20 protein-coding genes are annotated in these 22533 nt (G+C 62.4%); 7 read left to right on the forward strand and 13 right to left on the reverse strand.

From position 1 onward, the window contains the following. The coding region (locus tag C5L13_RS29165; protein WP_205836875.1) for a hypothetical protein at positions 1-257 on the forward strand (257 nt) is incomplete at its 5' end. A 243-nt stretch (positions 258-500) separates the two neighbouring features. Then, positions 501-2444 carry a M23 family metallopeptidase gene (locus C5L13_RS22370; protein WP_105385489.1) on the forward strand — a complete coding sequence of 648 codons (1944 nt, stop codon included), beginning with the start codon at positions 501-503 and terminating at the stop codon, positions 2442-2444. Positions 2445-2450: 6 nt separating this feature from the next. Here C5L13_RS22370 and C5L13_RS29385 read toward each other — a convergent pair whose 3' ends face one another. The 5 genes from C5L13_RS29385 to C5L13_RS22390 all read right to left on the reverse strand — a co-directional run bounded on the left by C5L13_RS29385 (position 2451) and on the right by C5L13_RS22390 (position 7889). Then, positions 2451-2846 (reverse strand): hypothetical protein, encoded by a 396-nt coding sequence (locus tag C5L13_RS29385; RefSeq protein ID WP_245571435.1) that lies wholly within the window; start codon positions 2844-2846, stop codon positions 2451-2453. After that, positions 2843-3340 carry an LD-carboxypeptidase gene (locus C5L13_RS29390; RefSeq protein ID WP_245571436.1) on the reverse strand — a complete coding sequence of 166 codons (498 nt, stop codon included), beginning with the start codon at positions 3338-3340 and terminating at the stop codon, positions 2843-2845. Before C5L13_RS29390 ends, C5L13_RS29385 begins: the two co-directional genes overlap by 4 nt. A 59-nt stretch (positions 3341-3399) precedes the next feature. Beyond that, the gene (clpB, locus tag C5L13_RS22380) at positions 3400-6000 is read right to left on the reverse strand and encodes an ATP-dependent chaperone ClpB (protein ID WP_105385490.1); all 2601 of its coding nucleotides are present in this window, start codon (positions 5998-6000) and stop codon (positions 3400-3402) included. A 500-nt stretch (positions 6001-6500) separates the two neighbouring features. After that, entirely contained in the window at positions 6501-6974 is a 474-nt protein-coding gene (locus C5L13_RS22385) for a methyltransferase family protein (RefSeq protein ID WP_105385491.1), read from the reverse strand. A 21-nt stretch (positions 6975-6995) separates the two neighbouring features. After that, positions 6996-7889, reverse strand: a complete 894-nt coding sequence (locus tag C5L13_RS22390; RefSeq protein WP_105385492.1) for an NAD(P)/FAD-dependent oxidoreductase — start codon at positions 7887-7889, stop codon at positions 6996-6998. 173 nt (positions 7890-8062) lie between these two features. Between C5L13_RS22390 and C5L13_RS22400 the strand changes: the two genes are divergently transcribed. Then, positions 8063-8737: a TetR/AcrR family transcriptional regulator C-terminal domain-containing protein gene (locus C5L13_RS22400; protein ID WP_407070462.1), complete on the forward strand. Its 675-nt coding sequence runs from the start codon at positions 8063-8065 to the stop codon at positions 8735-8737. A gap of 246 nt (positions 8738-8983) precedes the next feature. Continuing rightward, positions 8984-9610, forward strand: coding sequence for a class I SAM-dependent methyltransferase (locus C5L13_RS22405; protein ID WP_105385493.1), 627 nt, complete (start codon positions 8984-8986; stop codon positions 9608-9610). A 226-nt stretch (positions 9611-9836) separates the two neighbouring features. Here the strand turns inward: C5L13_RS22405 and C5L13_RS22410 are convergent, their stop codons facing one another. After that, complete coding sequence (locus C5L13_RS22410; protein WP_105385494.1) at positions 9837-10205, reverse strand: DsrE family protein; 369 nt, start codon at positions 10203-10205, stop codon at positions 9837-9839. 69 nt (positions 10206-10274) lie between these two features. Here C5L13_RS22410 and C5L13_RS22415 point away from each other — a divergent pair, with 69 nt between their 5' ends. Next, positions 10275-11273, forward strand: a complete 999-nt coding sequence (locus C5L13_RS22415; RefSeq protein WP_105385495.1) for an AraC family transcriptional regulator — start codon at positions 10275-10277, stop codon at positions 11271-11273. 171 nt (positions 11274-11444) lie between these two features. Here the strand turns inward: C5L13_RS22415 and C5L13_RS22420 are convergent, their stop codons facing one another. The 7 genes from C5L13_RS22420 to C5L13_RS22450 form a co-directional block, all read right to left on the reverse strand. After that, positions 11445-12254 (reverse strand): DUF4167 domain-containing protein, encoded by an 810-nt coding sequence (locus C5L13_RS22420; protein WP_105385496.1) that lies wholly within the window; start codon positions 12252-12254, stop codon positions 11445-11447. Between the two features lie 303 nt (positions 12255-12557). Further along, complete coding sequence (gene prmC / locus C5L13_RS22425) at positions 12558-13421, reverse strand: peptide chain release factor N(5)-glutamine methyltransferase (RefSeq protein WP_105385497.1); 864 nt, start codon at positions 13419-13421, stop codon at positions 12558-12560. Next, on the reverse strand, positions 13418-14500 hold the full coding sequence (gene prfA, locus C5L13_RS22430) for a peptide chain release factor 1 (protein WP_105385498.1): 1083 nt from the start codon (positions 14498-14500) through the stop codon (positions 13418-13420). The genes prmC and prfA overlap by 4 nt, the downstream gene beginning before the upstream one ends. 31 nt (positions 14501-14531) lie before the next feature. After that, positions 14532-16799 carry a phosphoenolpyruvate--protein phosphotransferase gene (gene ptsP, locus C5L13_RS22435; protein ID WP_105385663.1) on the reverse strand — a complete coding sequence of 756 codons (2268 nt, stop codon included), beginning with the start codon at positions 16797-16799 and terminating at the stop codon, positions 14532-14534. A gap of 79 nt (positions 16800-16878) precedes the next feature. Next, entirely contained in the window at positions 16879-18153 is a 1275-nt protein-coding gene (locus tag C5L13_RS22440) for an aspartate kinase (protein ID WP_105385499.1), read from the reverse strand. Positions 18154-18389: 236 nt separating this feature from the next. Beyond that, the gene (locus C5L13_RS22445) at positions 18390-19247 is read right to left on the reverse strand and encodes an SH3 domain-containing protein (protein ID WP_407070463.1); all 858 of its coding nucleotides are present in this window, start codon (positions 19245-19247) and stop codon (positions 18390-18392) included. A 138-nt stretch (positions 19248-19385) separates the two neighbouring features. Continuing rightward, positions 19386-20441, reverse strand: a complete 1056-nt coding sequence (locus C5L13_RS22450) for a LacI family DNA-binding transcriptional regulator (protein WP_105385501.1) — start codon at positions 20439-20441, stop codon at positions 19386-19388. Positions 20442-20587: 146 nt separating this feature from the next. Here C5L13_RS22450 and bglB point away from each other — a divergent pair, with 146 nt between their 5' ends. Then, positions 20588-21688, forward strand: a complete 1101-nt coding sequence (bglB, locus tag C5L13_RS22455; RefSeq protein ID WP_105385502.1) for a beta-galactosidase BglB — start codon at positions 20588-20590, stop codon at positions 21686-21688. After that, complete coding sequence (kduI, locus tag C5L13_RS22460) at positions 21685-22521, forward strand: 5-dehydro-4-deoxy-D-glucuronate isomerase (RefSeq protein ID WP_105385503.1); 837 nt, start codon at positions 21685-21687, stop codon at positions 22519-22521. The genes bglB and kduI overlap by 4 nt, the downstream gene beginning before the upstream one ends. The last annotated feature ends 12 nt before the right edge of the window (positions 22522-22533 follow it).

The following is a 22533-nucleotide window of genomic DNA, read 5'->3' on the forward strand; positions in this document are numbered from 1 at the left end:
ATCCCCCAGAGCCAAACCGTAACCCGGCCCACAATCAGCATTCGCCAATTCTAAAGGATAGCACCAGAACAAAGGACTTCGTCGCCAGCAGCGCCGCCGCCCTCGTCAGTGAGGCGGTTTATAGATCTAAGCCTCTCAGCAAGTCAACACACTTGTTTCGGAATTTTCCAGAAAAATCACAACGCTTTGAATTTACTGGAAAACTTTCCGAATTCGCTGAAAAATCCGGACCATTGTGGAATGTGACGCCTTCGTAAAGCCGGCGGGACAACTACCAAAGAGCAGGCGCGCCCAAATTGCCCCGACAAGATCACAATCTCATGGTTACAGGGTAGTAGATGGGGATTCGCAGGCCGTTTTCAAGCAATGCACGCCTTTGCAACCTGGCCGATTTGACTCTCCTGTTCGAAACGGGCACATGTTTGGCCCAAGGTTCCAAAGGCAGGATGGTTATTCTGCATGCGGTATTAACGAGTATCAGGGAACTGGCTTAAGACGGCATGATCACGGCCCGCAGCATGATCCGCTCACTCGGCAACGAACCGCCGATCCTCGCCGACGGTCGTCGCGCTCCGGATCGCCGCGAGATTTCGCTTCGTTGGCTGTCGGGCACCTTTCTGACCGGGATCACCTCTTCTATATTGATGGGCGTTGCACTGTTTGCCGCCCTCGACGGGCGCCAGCAGCTTGCCATCCCCGCAGAAGCTTCCGCCTCGATCCCGACCAATGATTCCGATAGCGCCTCGCGAGGCAAGCGGCTTCTTGCCGGCAATATCGTCGCCATGCCGACCGACCGGAAGATCCTGGAGGTCTCCACCGTCGCGCACGAGGGAAGCAAGGAGGTCATCCGCCGCCGTCCCTTCGCCCATGTGAAGATGACGCTTGCCGCCAATCACGTGGCGCAGGAGGATTATCCGAACTTCGACCCGCTGACGATCTTCTCCTCCAGCGAAACCCCTCCTCCGCCCGCGGCGCGCGCCGGCACCATCTACGGCTCCAACGTCGAATCCGAAGTCAGCCTTCAGACCATCGCCTTTCCGGTAAAGGGCAGCGCCTATGCCTATGCGCCGACGATGACACTGGAGGAAGTGGAGGAGAACGTCCGCTCCAACGGCTCCGTCCTCACCGACGGCAATACCCAGCTCTCCGCCCTCTATTATGTCGACCCCCAGCGCTTCTCCTCCAAGGACGATGATGGCGGCGTCGACATAACCGCGGGGCTTTCGGCGCGTATCGTCGACGAGAACATATCGGTTTCGGCGCCGGAACCGATCACCTCCCGTACCCGTGAATACGCCGACGACATCATTCCCGTCCGTAAGCCCGAAACCGTGACCCAGGCGATGACCGAGGTCGGCTACCCCGAGGGCAAGGCTCGCGAAATATCCGGTTATCTGCAGTCCCGTCTTGGCGAAGCCGATCTTGGTCCGGGCGACGTGCTGCGCATCGGTGTGATCCAGCAAGGCGACATGGTTCTGGTCGTCCGCGCCAGCCTTTACCGGAAAGGCCGGCATGAAGTGACTGTCGCGCTCGATGACCACGGTCGTTTCGTGAAAGGCGAGGAGCCGCCGATGCTGGACGCGGTCGCCTCTGCCTTCAGCGAGCAGCCGGCGCAGATCGTCACCGGCCGCGAATTGCCGCGCGTCTATGACGGCATCTATCGCGCCGCACTCTCCTACGGCATGAGCAAGGAGATGACGGGCCTGCTGGTGAAACTACTGGCGAGCAATGTCGACCTTCAGGCACAGTTGAAACCGACCGACCGGATCGAAGCCTTCTTCTCCGTCACCGACGAAAAGGGCCAGGCGGGCAAGAATTCCGAACTCCTGTTCGTGGACGCCCATTTCGGCGAAACGTCGACACGCTTTTACCGTTTCCAGAATGCCGATGACAATTCGATCGACTATTTTGACGAAAACGGAAAAAGCATAAGGCAGTTCCTGCTGCGCAATCCGCTTCCGAACGGCCGCATGACCTCCGGCTTCGGCATGCGCGGCCACCCGCTCCTTGGCGGTTATGCCCGTCTCCATACCGGCGTCGACTGGGCGGCCCCCCGCGGAACCCCGATTATCGCTGCGGGCAACGGCGTGGTGGAAAAAGCCGGCTGGGATTCCGGCGGTTACGGCAACCAGACGATCATCCGGCATGCCAACGGGTATGAATCCTCCTACAATCACCAGAGCGCGATCGCCCGGGACATCCGCGAAGGCGCCAAGGTAACCCAGGGCCAGGTGATCGGTTATGTCGGCTCGACGGGCCAATCCACCGGTTCGCATCTGCACTATGAGCTGATCGTCAACGGCACCAAGGTCGACCCGATGAAGGTCCGCCTTCCCGGCGGCAGCTCGCTCAGCGGCAAGGCGCTCGCTCGTTTCGAAGAGGAACGCAAGCGCATCGACGCCCTTCTCAACACCCAGTCGCCGGACGAAGTCGCCAGCCGGTAAATCCGGTCAGTAATCTACGGTGAGCGTGCCGGCATCGGCGTCCAGCGCCGCAAGGCCGCCGACCGGAGTGGTCAGCGCTCTCTTACCATGGCCGAACGGAAGTCCGCCCAGCATGGGAACGCCGAACGGACGCAGATGCTCATCGACGATATCCATGATCGCCTCGGCTTTCTCGCGATTCGATAACGTGAATTGGCCGACGGCTATGCCTGCAATCCCATCGAGGCATCCGGACTTGGTCAGCAGGGTCAAGGTACGATCCGTCAGTCCGAGCATGCAGTCGACAGCTTCGATCAACAGGATCGCCCCTTCTAGCGAGGGAAGCCCCCACCCGCTCATCGTCACCAATGTCTCGAGATTGCCCCCGATCAGACGGCCGCTCACCCGTCCGGATGTCGTCAACTTCGCGCTGACCTCATTCTCGCTCGCCGTGAAGGCGAGCGGTTTATCAGGATATCGGTATTGCGGGGACCGATCCTGCCTTCGTCGCCATAAAGCGCGCCATGCAGTCCGATGAGACCGCATTGCCTCATCAACATCATATGAATGGCGGTGATATCGCTGAATCCCAGAAGTGGTTTCGGATCGCGCAGGACCGCATCGAAATCGATGCCATCCACTATCCTGTAGGAGCCGCGACCGCCGCGTGTAGCAAAAACCGCCCTCACTTGCGGGTCGGACAGTGCCTCGTTGAGATCGGAAAGACGCTGCTCATGGGTGCCGGCATAAAAACCGTGCTCGGCAAAGGCATGGGCGCCGAAATCGACTTCGAAGCCCATCTCCCGCAGGTGGTCTGCCCGCCTCTGGATCAGGTCGCGATCCGGAGTGGTTGCAGGCGATATGAACCTGATCTTGTCACCCGGCTTGATCTTCGCCGGAAAAAGCGGCTCGGCCATGTCGCATCCCCCCTCCATCCCCGGATGGAAAAGGCCGCCCAGAGGCGGCCTTTTATACGTTACGCAGCCTCGCTGACGTCCCGCTTGACGCGGAACAGAAGCCGGTCGGAGCCCGAACTGACCGCGACGGTCGAAGCATCCGGGACCTGGCCGCCGAGGATCTGCTCGGCAAGCGGATCCTGAAGATATTTCTGGATCACCCGCTTCAGCGGCCGTGCGCCATAGACAGGATCGTAACCCTTCTCGGCCAGCCATTCGCGGGCATCCTGGCCAAGATCTATGCCGATCTTGCGTTCGGCAAGCAGATTCAGGAGCCGCTTCATCTGGATATCGACGATCGCCCCCATCTCGCTGCGGCGCAGGCGATGGAAGAGGATGATTTCGTCGACGCGGTTCAGGAATTCCGGCCGGAACGAAGCCTTGACCACGTCCATCACCTGGTCGCGAACGCTGTCGACATCCTCGCCGTCGCGCAGACCGGTCAGATATTCCGCGCCGAGGTTGGAGGTCATGATGATGATCGTGTTCTTGAAGTCGACCGTACGGCCCTGCCCGTCCGTCAGCCGCCCGTCGTCGAGCACCTGCAGGAGAACGTTGAAGACGTCGGGATGGGCTTTCTCGATCTCGTCGAACAGCACCACCTGATAGGGCTTGCGGCGGACCGCTTCCGTCAGAGCACCGCCTTCCTCGTATCCGACATAACCGGGAGGCGCACCGATCAGCCGCGCCACCGAATGCTTCTCCATGTATTCCGACATGTCGAGACGTACCATCGCGGCCTCGTCGTCGAACAGGAAGCGGGCGAGCGACTTCGTCAGCTCCGTCTTACCGACACCCGTCGGACCGAGGAAAATGAACGAACCGATCGGCCGGTTCGGATCCTGTAGACCGGCACGCGAACGGCGAACGGCGCGGGAAACGGCCTGCACGGCATCCCCCTGGCCGACGACGGATTTCGCCAGCTCGTCTTCCATCCGCAGCAGCTTCTCGCGCTCGCCTTCCAGCATCTTGTCGACCGGAATACCCGTCCAGCGGGAGACGACATGGGCAATCGCATCCGGCGTCACGACTTCCTGCACCATGGCGTTCGTCGAACTGTCCTTGGCTTCGGCATCCACGAGGCGCTTTTCGAGATCCGGGATGACGCCGTAGGTCAGCTCCCCGGCGCGCTGGTATTCACCCTTCCGCTGGGCGGTCGCCAGTTCGTTACGGGCTTCGTCCAACTGCCGCTTCAGGTCGGCGGCAAGGCCGAGCTTCTGCTTTTCCGCCTGCCAGCGGGCGGTCAGCGCATCCGCCTGCTCTTCGAGCGAGGTCACTTCGCCTTCCAGACGCTGCAGCCGGTCTGCCGAGGCGCTGTCGGTTTCCTTCTTCAGCGCTTCCCGCTCGATCTTCAGCTGCATGATGCGGCGGTCGAGCTCATCCAATTCCTCGGGTTTGGAATCCACCTGCATGCGCAGCCGCGAGGCGGCTTCGTCCATCAGGTCGATCGCCTTGTCGGGCAGGAAACGGTCGGTGATATAGCGGTTGGAAAGCGTCGCAGCAGCAACGAGCGCCGAATCCGAAATGCGGACCTTGTGATGCTGTTCGTATTTTTCCTTGAGGCCACGCAGGATCGAGATCGTATCCTCGACGGTCGGCTCGTCCACCATCACCGGCTGGAAACGCCGGGCAAGGGCTGCATCCTTTTCCACATGCTTGCGGTATTCATCGAGCGTGGTGGCCCCGACGCAATGCAGTTCGCCGCGGGCAAGTGCAGGCTTCAGGAGGTTGGACGCATCCATCGCGCCCTCGGACTTGCCGGCGCCGACCAGCGTGTGCATCTCGTCGATGAACAGGATGATCTCGCCGTTTTCCGACTGCACTTCGTTGAGCACGCTCTTCAGGCGCTCCTCGAACTCGCCGCGATATTTCGCGCCGGCGATCAGGGCACCCATGTCGAGCGCCATCAGCTTCTTGTCCTTCAGGCTTTCCGGCACGTCGCCGTTGACGATCCTGAGCGCGAGACCCTCGGCGATCGCGGTCTTGCCGACGCCCGGTTCGCCGATGAGCACCGGGTTGTTCTTGGTGCGGCGGGAAAGAACCTGGATAGTGCGGCGGATCTCGTCGTCACGGCCGATGACCGGGTCGAGCTTGCCGTCGCGGGCTTCCGCCGTCAGGTCGCGCGCATATTTCTTCAGCGCCTCGAAACCCTGTTCGGCATTGGCGCTGTCGGCCGTGCGGCCCTTGCGGATATCGTTGATGACCTGGTTGAGACCCTGTGCGGTCACCCCGGCCTTTTTCAGCGTCGCTGATGTGGAAGCCGAGCTCTCGATGATAAGCGCAAGAAGCAGGCGTTCGACAGTCACGAAACTGTCGCCGGCCTTCTTGGCGGCATCCTCGGCGGTCGAAAAAACCTTGGCGAGCGGCTGGGACAGATAGATCTCACCGCTGCCGCCGGAAACCTTCGGCAGTTTGGCGAGGGCCGCGTCATTCCCGATGCGCGCTTCCTTGGCACTGCCGCCCGCGCGCTCGATGAGCGAGGACGCCATGCCCTGATCGTCGTCGAGCAGGACTTTCAGTACGTGTTCGGGCGCGAATTGCTGGTGTCCCGAGGCCAGGGCCTGGGTCTGGGCCGATTGCAGGAAACCGCGCACGCGCTCCGAATATTTCTCGATATTCATTCTCTGACCTCCAGTGATCGACCTGCCCTTTGTAAGGCACAAGCCGATGATCGAGATTGAGCTCCCTCAAAGGCGAGCCCCACCGGCGAAAACCGGCTTCGCTGGAAATATGGTTAGCATTTTTGAGGATTTAAAGGACCCGCAGAAGAGCTTTTGATCCTTCTTTGAGGGAGAGGCGTTGGGCAGCCAAAACGTGGTTGGCAATGACACCTTCGCGTCAAAACAAGACGCCCGCCTTCACTTGAATGACTGACCGATTTGGGGCCGGTGGCGGTCTGTCCACTCTTGGTTACCGCTTCTCGAAAGCAGACATCGGCGTGCGAGGCGTCGACGGCTCATTTTTGGCGGCAAGCGGTGACCCTCGGCCGCCGGGCGTACTGCAGTGTCGGCAGGCCAGTCGGTTTTCCATGACACCGGCCCGCAACCTTCAGAATATGATAGCCCGCAAGGAAGCCGGTGCTGGTTTATCCGAAGCCCCGCAGGCGGCAGCGGCGGAATAGTCAGAGCCAGCGGCGAACCTCGGCCTTGTAGCGGCGGTAGTCCTCGCCGAACTTCGCTTCGAGATAGCGCTCCTCGCGGGCGATCACCTGCGTCTGGATCGCGATCAGCACCAACGGGAGCAAGGCGAGGGCGATCGGCCCGTCGAAGCCGATGGCAAGACCGGCATAGATAAGCGCCATACCGAGATACATGGGATTGCGGGTCCACCGATAAGGACCGGTCGTTGCGATGAGGGTCGTTGGCTGCGACGGCGGAACGTTGGTGCCCAGCCGCCGGAACAGCCCCGCCGCCGCAAGCATCATCGCCGCGCCGGCAACGAACAGCAGCGCGCCCGTCGCGGCCAGCAACCGCCCGTCGATGCCGAAAGAGCGCAGAGTGACGAACCGCTCCGCCGCCAGCCCCAACAGCAGCGCTCCCAGATAGACGACGGGCGGAGGGAAACGTACACCCGCGCTGCCCGGTTCGACGGCCATGCTCATCTCCAATCTGTGCTCTCAAACCAGCATCGACTGCTGGGCGAAGATACCCGCCATCGCGCCTTGCCATGATGCCGTGGTGACCGAGGGGAGCATGGGGTTGGTGAGGTCGCCCGCGGCATAGATGCCGGGCATGCTGGTTTCACGGCGCTCGTCGACCTTGAGGACGATGCCGAGGGGCGTATCGACCGTGGCGAGACCCAGTGATTCATGCAGGCTTGCGGACGGCTTGTTGCGCGGATGCGCGAACAGTATATCGACCGCGACATCGGGTCCGACATCGAGCTTCAGGGTGGGATTGTGGCCCTCATGACGGGTGATTTCAGTGATCCGGCCGTCGACGATGGGTGTGTTGCGACGCTCCAGATCGGCCCGGGTATCGGGCGGAATGTCGTGACCATCGGCGAAGACCGTCAACCTGTCGGTCCAATCGTGGAACAGCCTGACCTGGTTGTGTGACTGCGGGCCGGACCAGACGAGGCCCCAATGTTGGCCTGCGACTTCGAAGCCATCGCAATAGGGACAGGGCACGATGGACGTGCCCCAGCTTTCGGCAAAGCCCGGCACATCGGGCATCTGGTCGGTGATGCCATAGCTCAGGATCAGGCGCCGCGCGCCAAGATTTTCGTCATTGCCAGTGAGGACGGAGAAATTGTCGAGGGCGCCGGAGACGCTGTCGGCCCGGGCATTGACCAGCCTGACCGTGGGGTAACGCGTCAGCTGCTGCCGCGCCTCTGCCAGGATGTCCAGCGGCGGCTTGTGATCGTGGCCGAGCAGACCATGCGAGTGGCCGGCGAAGCGATTGCGCTGCAGGCCGGTATCGAGAACGGTGACCTTGCGGCGGGCACGGCCGAGCTGCAGAGCGGCTGCGAGGCCGGCAAAGCTGCCGCCGATGATGATGACGTCATCCATGGTGATGGGCTCCGTGCTGTGGATGGTGGGAGTTGGGCTGAGCCTGGCGCGCAATATCGTCCAGCGATGCGCATTCGATATCGCTGGGCGGCCAAGGGAAACCTGATTTGGAGGACACGATAAAATCCACTCTTGGAATTTCGGACACTAAGTAGTATCGTAATTCAATAATAATGATACTGTCAAGTACTGGAATTATCGTGACCAAAAATAATCGGGCCCGGCGCGGCCGTCCCGCCAACGAGGCGCTTGGCCAAACGATAATCGACGCCGCGGGCGAACTCTTTGCGGAACTCGGTTTTCAAGCGACGACATTGGACATGGTCGCCCAGCGAGCGAAGGTATCCAAGCTCAGCATCTACAGGCACTTCGAGAACAAGGAGGCGCTGTTCGGCGCGTCCTTTACGGCCCGCTGCCAGCAGTTTGTACCACAGGCCCTCTTTGAAGGAGTCGACGGTTCGGCCGAAGATCAGCTCACCGCTGCGGGGTCATCGCTGCTTCGCACCTTGTTGCGACCGGAGGTCCGCAATGTCGAAGCCATGGTCATGGCCGACACGCCGCTTCAAAAGTCGTTGAGCAAGGTCCATTACGAAGCCGGACCCGCCCACATCATCGCCCAGATCGAGGCCTTGTTGCGTCAGTTGCATGCGAAGGCGGTTCTGAACGTGCCCGATCCTCTCCAGTCCGCCCGCTTGTTTGCCGCGCTTATCAAAGGATCCGATCTCCTGATTATCGCACGCTTCGATCAGGCGAGAGCAGAGGACGAGAACGAAATCGAGTCCTATTGCCGGTCGGCCGTCGCCATGTTCATCGCCGCGCACGGTGGCAGCGACCACGCGGCGGGATAGCTAGGACGAGGCCGCGAAGAGACCGTTAGCCTTCGGGAAGCTGCAACGGCGGTCTGAGTGGCGGAAATGAGGGCGCGTTGCCACCCGCGGCATTGGCGATCGGTCGGTGGTGTCTCTGACCGCATTTCTGCTAAAGCTGGGAGGCAAATCGCCCGCGATGTCACCAACTGCCGAAGTGTGAAGGGCGCAACGGGCTGACGGGCCTCTCGCTCATCAGGCCTATTGTCTTGGAGGAGGAGCGATAGGATGAGCACCGACCTGGATACCGTGCGGTCCTATGATATGGTCGCGGCGGAGTACGCTGCCGAGGCCGCGGCGATGCCCGGATGGGTCGCGACAGAGATCGATGCGTTCGTGTCCGAGCTGGGCGGCGCGGGCAGAGTGCTGGAGATCGGAAGCGGTGGCGGGCGAGACGCGCTTGAGCTTGAGAAGCGGGGCGTTAGCGTCCGGCGCACCGACATTTCAAAGGGTTTCGTCGAACTGCTTCGCGAAAACGGCTTCGAGGCCGACCTGTTGGACCCGCTGACCGAAGACCTGGCCGACCCGCAACGTCCCGGCACGCCGTACGACGGCATCTGGGCCTGTGCCTGCCTGATTCATGTCGCGCGCGAGGATTTCGGCACGGTGCTTGGACGGCTTGCCGAGGCGACCCGGACCGGTGGCCGATTGCACGCCTCGGTTAGGGAGGGCGACGGTGAGGATGTGTCCGCACACGGCAGTGCTGCAACGCCCCGGCGCTACGTCGAAACGTACTGGCGCGAGTCGGCCCTGCGGACCGCACTCACAGACGCCGGCTGGAACGTCAGCGAGGTACGTCAGTGCGTCGGAAAGCCCCATGATCGGTGGCTAAGCGTTCGGGCAAGTCGGGCGTGACGCACACAGAATTGGCGGGAATGGCCGGTTGTGGCGCGACTATGAACTCTAGGTGGTCACCGCAATGCCCGGCTTCCGGGCGATGGCAAAGATCCCCTCTGTGGCCGACATGGGGGCGCAAAGCAGCTGTTGGATGCATTGATCGGGTATATCAGCTTCGGGGCCGGAAGCGGACAAGAAGCCGGGCTTCAGATGTGCCGAACACGCCCGGCCCCTCCTGCCGCCGCTAGAACGAAAGCGTTGCCGCTCCCTCCTTGATCTCGGTATGCATCGCGCTTGCCCCGACAACCACGACGCCTTCGAGAAGGTCGTCCTGATCGTAACCCCGCGACTTTACGCAAGGCGGGCAAGCCCAGATGGTGCCGCCGCGGCTCTGGAAATCCGCGATCGATTGCGCAAGCGGATCGAGCGGCGGTACATGGGTCATCCGCTGGCCGCCCTTTCGCACGAGGTCGATCGCAGCACTGGTCAGGAAAACCGACACCTTGAGCCCGGCGGAGATGCCGCCATTGGCGATCGTGAAAGCGACGGACGAGAGTTCGGAATCGATGCCCCTGGTAACGAGCACCACCAGTTTGTCAGTTGCTGTTTGCATAGTATCCTCCGACAGTTGAGTTGAACGTGTTCACTGTAGGAAGGCGGGCGCCGCCCGTCTTTGGCCGAAATGCGTGAAGCCTTGTCCGAAAATCCTGATCAGGCGCGCGGCGTGGCGCGGGACGACGTGCTGTCGGCACTGCTGTCGACGATCCGTCTTTCGGGATCGCTGCAGTTCTGCTTCATGCCCTCCGGAAACTGGCAGACGGATGCGACACCCTCGATGGCGAGCCTGTCGGGAAAATCCGGCGGCACGGTACCGTTTCACATCGTCGCCGCCGGCCATTGCTGGTTGAAGATGGAGGGCGAGGAGGCCGTGCTGGAGCCGGGCGACGTGCTGGTTTTCCCCTTCGGCACCGGCCATCAGCTGGGCGCCGGGATCGACGGCAGGCTCATCAACCCGACCCGCGAGCTGCCGCCGAAGCCGTGGCGGCAAATTCCGGTTCTTCGGCATGGCGACGACGACCAGGGCGTCAGGCTGCTCTGCGGTTATCTCCAGTGCGACGCGCTGGGCTTTGCACCGCTCAAGCGGGCGCTGCCCAGGCTGATCCACGTGAAGACGCGCGGCGCAAACGACGGCGACTGGCTGCGCGCCACGATCCGGCAGATGGTGGATGAGGTCGACACTCCCCGCGCGGGTGGGATTTCGATGCTGCCGAGGCTCACCGAGATCATCTTCATCGAAATCCTGCGCCACCAGATCATGATGGCGGAGCCGCAAACCACCGGCTGGCTGGCGGCGCTTGCCGACGCGGCGCTATCCCGCTGCCTGTCGCTCATTCATGACGATCCGATGCGCGACTGGTCGCTGGATGAACTGTCGGCCGCCTCCGGCATGTCGCGCAGCGTGCTGGCGGAACGTTTCCAGACGGTCCTCGGCACCTCGCCCATCAGATATGTGCGCGACTGGCGCCTCTATCTGGCGAGCGTGGCACTAGCATCAAGCGGGCGGGCGATCGCCACCATCGCCTATGAAACCGGATATGCGACGGAGGCGGCTTTCAATCGCGCCTTTTCGCGAGCCTTCGGCACACCGCCGGGAAGCTGGCGCGCGATGGCACAAACTTGACGTCCTTATGCCTGCTGGAGAGGGCTGAAGATTCTACCGATCGGCGTCGTTTCGCTCTCTCCGAAGAAGCGAAGGGCTCGGCGCAGCCCCATCGGACGACATCCTCCGAAAACGAAAAAACTCCGGCCCATCGGACCGGAGTTCCTGATATTCCGCCTGTTGAGAGGCGACTTATTCGCCGGCTGCTTCCACCAGTACCGGCGGCACGTCGTCGCTCGAAGCCTCGCCTTCCTCAGCACCTTCACCGCGGCGCGGACGGCGCGGACGGTTGCTGGCGGTGCGGCGGCGGCGCTCGCGCGGAGCGCCCTCGGCCTGGGCCTCTTCCTCGACTGCCACTTCCGCCGGGGTACCTTCGATCACCGGCTGCGGACCGGATCCGTCGTCGATGACGGGAGCGGCCTCGGCTGCCTGGGGAGCAGGACGCTCCTGGCGGCGGTCGCGGCGCTGTTCGCGATCGCGGCGGTTTTCACGCGGCTGCTGGTCGCCGCCCTGGGAATTCTGGCCCTGGGCATTCTGCTCGCGGGGTTCGCGGCGCTGCTGCTGTTGCTGCGGTGCCGCTGCCTCGCTGGCCACCGCAGGCTGCTGGCCGAAACCGGCTTCTTCTGCGTCCATGCCTTCGAAATCGTCCTGGTCGGAGGCATTGCCGTCGCGGTCCTGGAAGTCGCTGCGGTCGTCGCGCTGGAAGCGATCCTGCATCTGCGCCTGGGCGGCTGCGATGATGCGGTTGTAGTGCTCTGCGTGCTGGAGATAGTTCTCGGCCATCACGCGGTCGCCGGAACTCTGTGCATCCCGGGCAAGAGCTGAGTATTTTTCGGCGATATGTTGAGCTGTGCCGCGGATCTTCACGTCTGGGCCGGAGCTGTCATACGTCCGGCTGAGGGGATTGCCGCCCTTCCGGTTGAAGTTGTTACCGCCGCCGCCGCCGTTGTTATTGTTGCTGCCGCGCCCTCGACCGCGTTTGTTTTGCTGTCCTGGCCTCATCTATCGTTCACCAACTCTCTGTCTTCGCTGATAAGGGGCCACGCGGTCTGCCGGTCAAAGGCCGGAGCAAGACTTCGCGTGCCGCGCACAGGACGAACAAAGCGTCCCGCCGCTTGTCTCATTTAAATTAACTGAATCACGCACCGGGAATTGCTCAACCTTCGCAACTCTCCGAAAAGAGCAGGATCAAGGGTTGACCTTAAACCCGAACGAATCGCTGTTCATTCCCAGCCGCCCCAGTGCGTTCCTTGCAAGCTATCCCGCTTCCTGCGTGAATCCAAGCCTTTTCTTTTGCGTTCAAAATCAAAGGTCGTTCCGGGTAAACACGAGAACACGATCGTTGTCACCGTAATCACGCATGGCTTGCGCCAGGGTGAAGCCGGCGGAGCGGAAAATCCCGGTTACCGCTTGCCTCTGATCGAACCCGATCTCGACGCCGATCACGCCATCCTTTTCCAGAAAATCTCCTGCACCCGCAGCAATCGCTCGATAAGCTTCCAGGCCGTCAGGCCCTCCGTCCAATGCCGCTGGGGGATCGAAATCCCGAACTTCCGGTTCCAGTCCGGGGATAACGTCACTGCGTATATAGGGTGGATTTGACACGATTATGTCGAAACTCGCAGTAATTTTGTCGAACCAGTGGCTGCGAACCGTGCCAAACCTTTCCGTCAGCCCCAAACGTGCTGCATTCTCCGTTGCCGTTTTCAATGCATCCTCGGAGATATCGCTGCCCGTTCCATGGGCCTCCCGCACCTCTTTCAGCAATGCCAGGGCGATCGCGCCCGTGCCGGTGCCGAGGTCGAGAATACGTGCCGCGCCTTTCGCTGCGACAATCTGCCTCACATGAGGAAGCAGGCAATCCACCAGGATTTCCGTGTCCGGGCGAGGCTCCAGCGTCTCCTTGGAGATCTTGAGATCCATCCCGTGAAATTCACGTGACCCTAATATGCGGTGCACCGGTTCACGTTTCAACCGTCGCTCGACAGCTTTCTCGATCCGCTCCAGTTCCGCATCCGTCAGAATCCGTTCTCCGCCGGTAAAAACCTCGGTGCTGGTAAGGCCGAGCAATCCTCCGACCAACAGCCTCGATTCGATTGCCGCATCCGCCAGGCCGGCACCGGAAAACCGGTTCTTCGCCTCCGAGACGGCCGCCGCGAGCGTCGTCATCCCTGTTGCTCGCCGAGCTGGGCGAGCTGACCGGCCTGATAATCGGCAATCAGTGCATCGACGACCTCGTCGATCTCGCCCACCATCATCCGGTCGAGCTTGTAGAGCGTCAGGTTGATGCGGTGGTCGGTAACGCGCCCCTGCGGAAAGTTATAGGTGCGGATACGTTCGGAACGGTCGCCGGAGCCGACCTGGCTCTTGCGGTCGGCCGAGCGCTCGCTGTCGGCCCTTTGCCGCTCCATGTCGAAAAGCCGCGACCGCAGCACCTGCATTGCCTTGGCGCGGTTCTGGTGCTGCGACTTTTCCGAGCTGGTGACGACGATGCCGGTCGGCAGGTGGGTAATGCGCACGGCGGAATCTGTCGTATTGACGTGCTGGCCGCCCGCGCCGGACGACCGCATTGTGTCGATGCGGATATCTTCCGCACGGACCTCGATGTCGATCTCTTCCGCCTCCGGCAGCACCGCGACGGTCGCCGCCGAGGTGTGGATGCGGCCCTGCGTTTCCGTGTCCGGCACGCGCTGGACGCGATGAACGCCGGATTCGAACTTCAGTTTGGAGAAAACCCCGCGTCCAGTAACCGTCGCAATGATTTCCCGGTAGCCGCCCGCCTCGCCTTCACTGGCGGAAAGCACTTCCACCTTCCAGCCATGCGCGCCGGCGTAACGCTCGTACATGCGAAACAGGTCGCCGGCAAAAAGGGCCGCTTCGTTGCCGCCGGTGCCGGCCCGGATTTCCAGGATGGCACTCTTCTCGTCCGCCGCATCCTTCGGCAGGAGCAGGATCTGCATGTCCTTTTCGAGCGCCTCGACCCGCGTCTCCGCCTCGGGCAATTCCATTTCCGCGAGTTCGCGCATGTCTCGGTCGGTCGCCTTGTCCGTGAGCATCGCCCGCAGATCGGCCACTTCCGCGACCGTCTTCTCATATTCGCGGATCGTCTTCACCACCGGCTGCAATTCGGAATATTCCGACGCCAGCTTCACATAGACATCGGCAGCCGGGCCTTCCGACATGCGCGCCTCGATCTCGCCGAAACGGCGTTCCAGCTCGCGCATCTTTTCCACAGGAAGCTTCGCCAACCTGATCTACTCCGTATCTTTTATCTGTCCGCTAGATGGGGATGTCGTTCTTCTCGGCGTGCCGGACAAGGAGGTCGCGGATCTTTTCCGAAGACCGCGTATCGTCGAGCGCGGCGTTCAGTTCCTCGGCCAGCTTATCGGCATCGAGGCCGAGCAGCATCGCCTTGACCGGGCCGATCGAGGTGGCGGCCATCGAAACCGAGCGGAAACCGACGCCGATAAGCGCCATGGCCGAAAGCGGCTTGCTCGCCATTTCGCCGCACAATGTCACCGTCGTCTTGTTGCGTTCGCCGGCCCGCGCGATGTCTCTGAGAATGCGCAGGAAAGGTTTTCCGAGATTGTCGAACCGGTCGGAGACGCGCGCATTGCCGCGGTCGGCCGCCATGGTGAACTGGAAGAGGTCGTTCGATCCGACGGAGACGAAATCCACCTCCGCCATCAGTTCGTCGAGCTGCCACATCAGCGCCGGCACTTCGAGCATCGCCCCGAACTGCAGCTTGCGCGGCAGGCTGTGGCCGAATTTCGAAAGATGCTGCACCTCCTTCTGCATCAGGTCGCGCACCGCATGGATTTCCGAAACCTCGGTCACCATCGGCAGCATCATCTTGAGCTCGGCACCCGCCGAAGCCCTGAGCAGGGCTCGCAGCTGCGTGCGCAAAAGCCCGGGGCGATCGAGCGACAGGCGGATCGCCCGCCAGCCAAGCGCCGGGTTTTCCTCTTCATGGGCGCGAAAATAGGAGACGACCTTGTCGCCGCCGATGTCGAGCGTCCGGAAGGTGACGGGCCGCCCCGCCGCCTGTTTCAGGACATTGCGGTAGAAATTCTCCTGCTCCTCCAGCTTCGGCATGGTGGAAGCGATCATGAACTGCAATTCGGTACGGAAGAGGCCGATCCCGTCGGCGCCCGACTCGACGAGCTGCGGCAGATCCACCATCAGGCCGGCGTTCATCTGCAGGCTGATGCGCTTGCCGTCCTTGGTGATCGGCTCGACCGAACGCAGGGCCCGGAACTGCTCCTGCCGGCGGGCCCTCAGCCGGACCTTCTCTTCATAGGCCTTCTGCAGATCGAGCATAGGCCGCAGATGAATCTGACCGTCGTCGCCGTCGATGATGATCGGATCGCCGTTTTCGGCGAGAGCCACCACTCCGGCCCCCTGCCCCACGACCGGAATGCCCATGGCCCGTGCGACGATGACCACATGGCTCGTCACGGCTCCATCTTCGAGCACCAGGCCGCGCAGACGTTCGCGGGGATAATCGAGAAGCTCCGCCGCGCCCATGGCACGCGCCAGAATGATCGCATCGATCGGGAAACCTTCGTCGAAGGCCCGACCCGAAAAGCCGGTCAGCTGCCGCAACAGCCGGTTTGCCAGGTCGTCGAAGTCGTGCATCCGCTCGCGCAGATAAGGATCGGTGAGGCGCATCATCCGCGCCTTGGTATCGCTCTGCACCTTCTCGACGGCGGCCTCCGCCGTCAGTCCGTTGTGGATCGCCTCTTCCATCCGGCGCACCCAGCCCTGGTCGTGGGCAAACATGCGATAGGTTTCCAGAACCTCGCGGTGCTCGCCCTCCTGGGCGACCTCACGGCGCGACAGCATGTCGTCGATGGAGATCCGCAGCGAACCGAGCGCCTCGGCAAGCCGCTGGATTTCCTGGCCGGCATCCTCGTTCAGAAGATTGGTGACGACGATGCGCGGTTCGTGCAGCACCACATGGCCGAGCCCGATGCCTTCGTTATAGCCGTCGGCATTGATCGTCACGGCACGGGTGAGGTCGAGTTCGAGCCCCGGACGGGTAATTTTCTTGAGCTCGCCGGTCGCGATCATCTCGGCGATCACCATCGCCGTGGTTTCGAGCGCCTCGACCTCGTCCTCGCGGTAGTTGCGGCTCGCCTTGTTCTGGACGACGAGTACGCCAAGCGTGCGGCCGGCGCGCAGGATCGGAACGCCGAGGAAGGAGTGGTAGATTTCCTCGCCCGTCTCGGGGAGATAGCGGAAGGCCGGATGCGCCTGGGCATCGGACAGATTGAGCGGCTGGGCGGAGGCGGCGATCGTGCCGACCAGGCCCTGCCCCATCTTCAACTGCGAAAGGTGGACGGCTTCCTTCTTGAGGCCCTCGGTGGCGTAAAGCTCGAGCACACCGTCGGAGCGCAGCACGTAGGCCGAGCAGACTTCGGCCACCATGTTGCTGGCGATCTGCCGGACGATCCGGTCCAGGCGCTCCTGCGGCTCGAGCGGCTCCGCCATCAATTCGCGCAGCCGCTTCAAAAGAACGCGCGGTCCTGCCGACAGGTCTCTCATCGGCATCAATGCTCCCGAACCCAGATCACCCTATCCGGGACGCCGCGCCGGAAAACCGACGCGCGAAACCGGCTCACCCTCAACTCTTATCGAGACCGTAGGCGGAATGCAAAGTCCTAACTGCGAGTTCGGAATAAGCGCCGTCGATAAGAATGGAAATCTTGATTTCCGAGGTGGTGATCGCCTTGATGTTGATGCCTTTTTCGGCAAGTGCCTTGAAAGCGAGCGCGGCGACGCCGGCATGGCTGCGCATGCCGATGCCGATCACCGACACCTTGGCGAGACCTGATTCGGTCTGGACCACGTCGAAGCCGATCTTGCCCTTGTTGTCGTCGAGCACCTTCATGGCCTTCTGCACGTCGCCTGACGGCACGGTAAAGGTCATGTCGGTCTTCGAACCGTCTTCCGATATGTTCTGGACGATCATGTCGACGTTGATATGGGCCTCGGCGAGCGGGCCGAAGATCGCTGCCGAAACGCCCGGCCGGTCGGAAAGCCGGCGGAGCGAAATCTGCGCTTCATCCTTGGCATAGGCGATGCCGGTGACGACTTCCTGTTCCACGATTTCTTCCTCGTCGCAAATCAAAGTACCGGGCGGGTTCAAGAGGTCGCCCATGCCCGGTGCATCGGGATCCTCGAAACTGGAGCGCACGAACGTGCGGACCTTGTGGACCATGGCAAGCTCGACGGAGCGCACCTGCAGCACCTTCGAGCCGAGCGATGCCATTTCCAGCATTTCCTCGAAGGACACCTTCTTCATGCGGCGCGCCTTCGGCTCGATGCGCGGGTCGGTCGTATAGACGCCGTCCACATCGGTATAGATGTCGCAGCGGTCTGCCTTGACCGCAGCCGCGATCGCAACCGCCGACGTATCGGAACCGCCGCGGCCGAGCGTGGCGATCCGGTTGTCGGGCCCAAGCCCCTGGAAGCCGGAGACCACGGCGACCTGTCCCTCGCCCATGCGCTTGATGATGTCGGAGCCGTCGATCTCGAGGATGCGGGCAGCGCCGTGAGCGTTGTCGGTGCGGATCGGGATCTGCCAGCCCTGCCAGGAGCGTGCGTTGATGCCCATCGACTGCAGCGCGATGGCGAGAAGCCCCGACGTCACCTGTTCGCCGGAGGCGACCACCGCGTCGTATTCGCGTGCGTCGTAGAACGGGGAGTTGGCGCCGGTCACCTTAGGTGCGTCCTGCACCCAGCCGACAAGCTCGTTGGTCTTGCCGGACATGGCCGACACGACGACCGCCACCTCGTGGCCTGCCTCGACTTCCCGTTTCACATGGCGCGCGACGTTGTGAATGCGTTCGAGATTGGCGACGGAAGTGCCGCCGAACTTCATGACGATGCGAGCCATACGACAAAAACCACTGTTCCAACCCAGGCTTTCGGAGTGCCCGGGCGTCTGCTTTCGAACCACCTCAAAACCCGGCCGTTCGCGGCAGGATTGTCAAGTTGCGCGGTCTCTTATCGAAAAGGGGAGAAAGGCGCAATGGCCGGAACATGGCCGAACGGTACGCTCTTTGTGAACATCGCCTGTGGCGGACATGAAAAGGGCCACCGGATCGGTGGCCCCTGCCAACAAGCATTAAGTTATTGGCGCGGCGCGCACCCTTCCACGCCCGGGGCGCACCGCAGACTATCACCGCTCGGTTCCGGCGGCGGAGGAGGTCGCCGGTCCTCACCCCGATTGAAACGTGGAGTGAGTGAGCGGTCGTCGTCCTGATCCACCCGAGGCGGCGGCGGGCGCCTTGGCTCGTCCCGGTCGATGCGCGGCGGCGGGCGTCTCGGTTCGTCCCGGTCGACCCGCGGCGGCGGGCGCCGGGGTTCGTCGCGGTCTACGCGTGGCGGGCGGCGATCGTCGCGGTCGCGATCCCAGTTGTCACGGTCGCGGTCCCAGCGCGGCGGACGGCGGTCATCTCTGTCCCAACGCGGCGGATCCCGATCCCAGCGGCGAGGGTCACGGTCCCAACGGGGAGGATCGCGGTCACGGTCGCGGTCCCAGCGCGGCGGCGGAGGCGGGGACGGACGGTCATACGGGTCCCAGGTATAGCGCCGCCAGCGATTGCGATCGCGGTAGAAGTCGCGGTCGCGATAATAACGGCCCCAATAGGTATCGACGTCGAAGGTTATGGTCGGGATGCCGAGCGGACGATAATATTGCGGTCCGACATACACCCGGTTGGAGCGGTAGCTGGCCTGGACATAGGTGCCGGAAACCCAGCCGCGGCCGCCGTAGAACGACACGTCGCACCAGTTCACGTTGCTGAGGCAGCCGTTGATGGTAACCGATTCCCCGGCAGGGATGACGGTTACGGCCGGATAGCCGGTGCTCGGCCCGGATCGCATGTTCACATTTGCGGTGGCAAATCCGCGCACTGCCGCTTCCGCCAGCGTCGGCGCCGCAAACATGGCGCAGAGTGCTGCAACGGATATTAGAATTTTCTTCACGGGCTTCCTCCTGAGAAACCTATTTTTCGCCGGATCAACGATCTGCCGGACGGATTGTCTCGTCACGTTAATGTACGAGACGTGGCCATTGTTCCCGCGCGCCTCTGAACGGCGCATGAATGATCTAGTTTGGTATTGTTAAGCTTTTATCTTCGCCGGCGCCGTCGATTGCCGCTCGACGATATGGCAGGCGAGCTCCACCCGCCGCACGGGGCTCGCGAAGCCGGAAAGCGCGTCGCGCAACAGATCCAGAGCCACGCCGCCGAGTTCCCGCATCGGGATGTGCATGGTCGTCAGCGGCGGGTTCAGGAAAGCCGCCTGCGGCAGGTCGTCCATCCCCATGACGGAAACATCCTGCGGCACCGAATAGCCCATCTGCTGCACCCCCATCATCGCACCGACCGCGAGACTGTCGCCGGCGGCGAGGACCGCCGTGAAGTCGAGGCCTCCGCTACGCAAGCGTTCGCTCACGGCCTGCGCCGCCAGGTCCGGCAGCCAGTCGTCGACGGGCATCACTAGATCGTCGGACCACGGCAGGCCGTGCTGCAGGAACGCGTCATGCCAGCCTTCCCGCCGCCGTTCTATGGTGCGCCGCCCGGGACGCATGAGGAAAAGGATACGCCTGTGCCCCAGGCGGATCAGATAATCCGTCGCCACATGCGCCGCCGATCGGTTGCACGGGGTGACGCTCGAGAGCCACATATAGGGGTCGTCGCCGTTGATGAGCACGACCGGCTTGCCGAAGCCGCGGGTGGCGGCCAGCATTCCCTCGTCGTCGACCGTCAAGAACAGCAGGCCGGCGACGTCAGGATCGGCGCGGGCTTCCTCCAGCACCACCTTCTCTTCCGCCTGATCGGCAACCGCGCGGGTCACGATATCGAGGCCGAGCGCCTGGGCCCGGTCCCTGAGCCCCTCGAGTACGTAAAGCGTGAACTGGTTGCGGACATAATCGATCATCGCCGCGCTCGACGCGGCAAGGATCACCTTTTTCCCCGCAACAGGCGTCGGTATCGTGTAATTCGCGTCCTTGGCGGCCTCCAGGATACGTTCGCGCACATCCGCCCGCACGCCCTTTTCCCCGGCCAGAGCCCTTGAAACCGTGCTCAGCGACACGCCGACCTTTTCGGCTATGTCCTCCAGCCGCACCCTTCTGCTCTTCTTGCCGCGCTTTCCCGCTTTGGGCTTGACCGTCATGACCATTCTCCTCCGTCCTTTGCAAACTGCAAAAAATTTTCAGATTGCGCAATCAATTTTCAGATGTTTTCATAAGATCACCGCTCGGGAGAAGCGGACCTGGAATGTGCGCGCCACCGAAGGCGCTGCAATGGGAGGAATGACTGATGGGCCTTTCAGCCCGGGACATCCGTGAAAAGCTTGATCGCCTTGTGGCCGGTTTCACCGGCCTTCGCCATGAGGGCCGCTTTCACGAACCCAATCTCGACGGCACCGCCGGCGACTACATCTCCTTCGACAGCTGGGAATGGCCGCAAGGCGTCGGCCTCTATGGTCTCATCCGGCTCTGGCTGTTCACCGGCCGCGACGACTTGAAGACGCTCATCGAGAACTGGTATTCCAAGCAGATCGAGGCAGGCCTGCCGTCGCTCAACGTCAACACGACGGCGCCCATGCTCGGCCTGTCGGTCCTTTGGCGCGAAACGAAAGATCCCCGCTGGCAGCCGGTGCTGGATGCCTGGGCAAACCGCGTCATGACGGAGATGGGCCGCACCGAGGAAGGTGCCTTCGAGCATCACGTCTCCGACAAGGTCAACGACGACGAACTCTGGGACGACACGCTTTACATGGTCGCCCTCTTCCTCGCCTCCTATGGCCAGGCGAGCGGCCGGACCGAACTTGTCGATGAAGCTGCAAGGCAGTTCCTCGTCCACACCCGCTATCTCGCCGATCGCAAGTCCGGCCTCTGGTTCCACGGCTGGACCTTCGAAGGCCATCATAATTTCGCTGAGGCCCGCTGGGCGCGCGGTAATGCCTGGATCACCGCCGGCATGCTGGATCTCTTCGACCTCGCGGACATGGCAAAGCCGGTAAAGGACTACCTGCTCGGCGTTTTGGTCGCGCAGGTCAACGCGCTCCTGCCGCTGCAGACCGCTTCGGGCGCTTGGCGCACCCTCTTGGACGATCCTTCGTCCTACGAGGAAATCTCCGCGACCGCCGGTTTCGGCTACGGCCTCCTGAAAGGTTACCGCCTCGGCCTCGGAACGCCCGAGTGGCGGGCCGCCGGCTTGAAAGCCGTCGACGCGGTCCTCGCCAATATCGACGACACGGGTACCGTGCTCAACGTCTCCTACGGCACGCGCATGGGCCATGACCTGCAATTCTACAAGGACATCCCGATCCAGCCGACGGGTTACGGCCAGGCGCTGGCGATCCTCTGCCTCTCCGAGGCTCTTCGCCATGTGGAAGCGGGAGAACAGGCGGCATGACGATGAAAATTCTCTACGGGGCCGGCCCGAACGACATCAAGACCTATGATACGGCGCGGCTGCGGGCCGAATTCCTGATGGAAGACCTTTTCCAGGAAGACAAGGTCAGCTTCACCTATACCCATGTCGACCGCCTGATCCTCGGCGGCGCGGTACCGGTATCGAGCACGCTGACATTTGGCTCCGGCGCGGATATCGGAACCCCCTATCTCCTTTCCGCCCGCGAAATGGGCGTCGCCAATCTCGGCGGCACGGGCGTCGTCTCGGTCGATGGCAAGAGCTTCACGCTCGAAAACCGCGACGTGCTTTATATCGGCCGCGGTGCGCAGCAGATTTCGGTTGCCAGCGCCTCCGCGGACAAGCCTGCCCGTTTTTACATGAACTCGGTGCCGGCAGGTGCCGATATCCCGCACCGCCTCATCAAGCGGGCAGAATCCAAGATGCTGACTTTCGGCGATCCCAAGCGCGCTAATCTGCGGAACCTCAGGATGTATATCCATCCGGAAGTCACGCCGTCCTGCTTGCTTTTGCTTGGAATCACCGACCTTGCCGAAGGCAGCGTCTGGAACACCATGCCGCCCCATCTCCATGAGCGGCGGATGGAAGCCTATTGCTATTTCGATCTGCCGCCCGAAGAGCGGGTCGTCCACCTCATGGGCCGCCCGGAAGAAACGCGCCACCTCCTCGTCAAGAACCTCGACGCGGTGCTTTCTCCGGCATGGTCGATCCACATGGGTGCCGGAACCGGCCCTTACGCCTTCGTCTGGGGCATGACCGGCGAAAACCAGGAATACAACGACGTGGCCCCCGTGGCCCTCAGCGAACTCAGATAATTGCAGGCCCGA

This window comes from Neorhizobium alkalisoli, assembly GCF_002968635.1.
Taxonomy (GTDB): Bacteria; Pseudomonadota; Alphaproteobacteria; order Rhizobiales; family Rhizobiaceae; genus Neorhizobium; species Neorhizobium alkalisoli.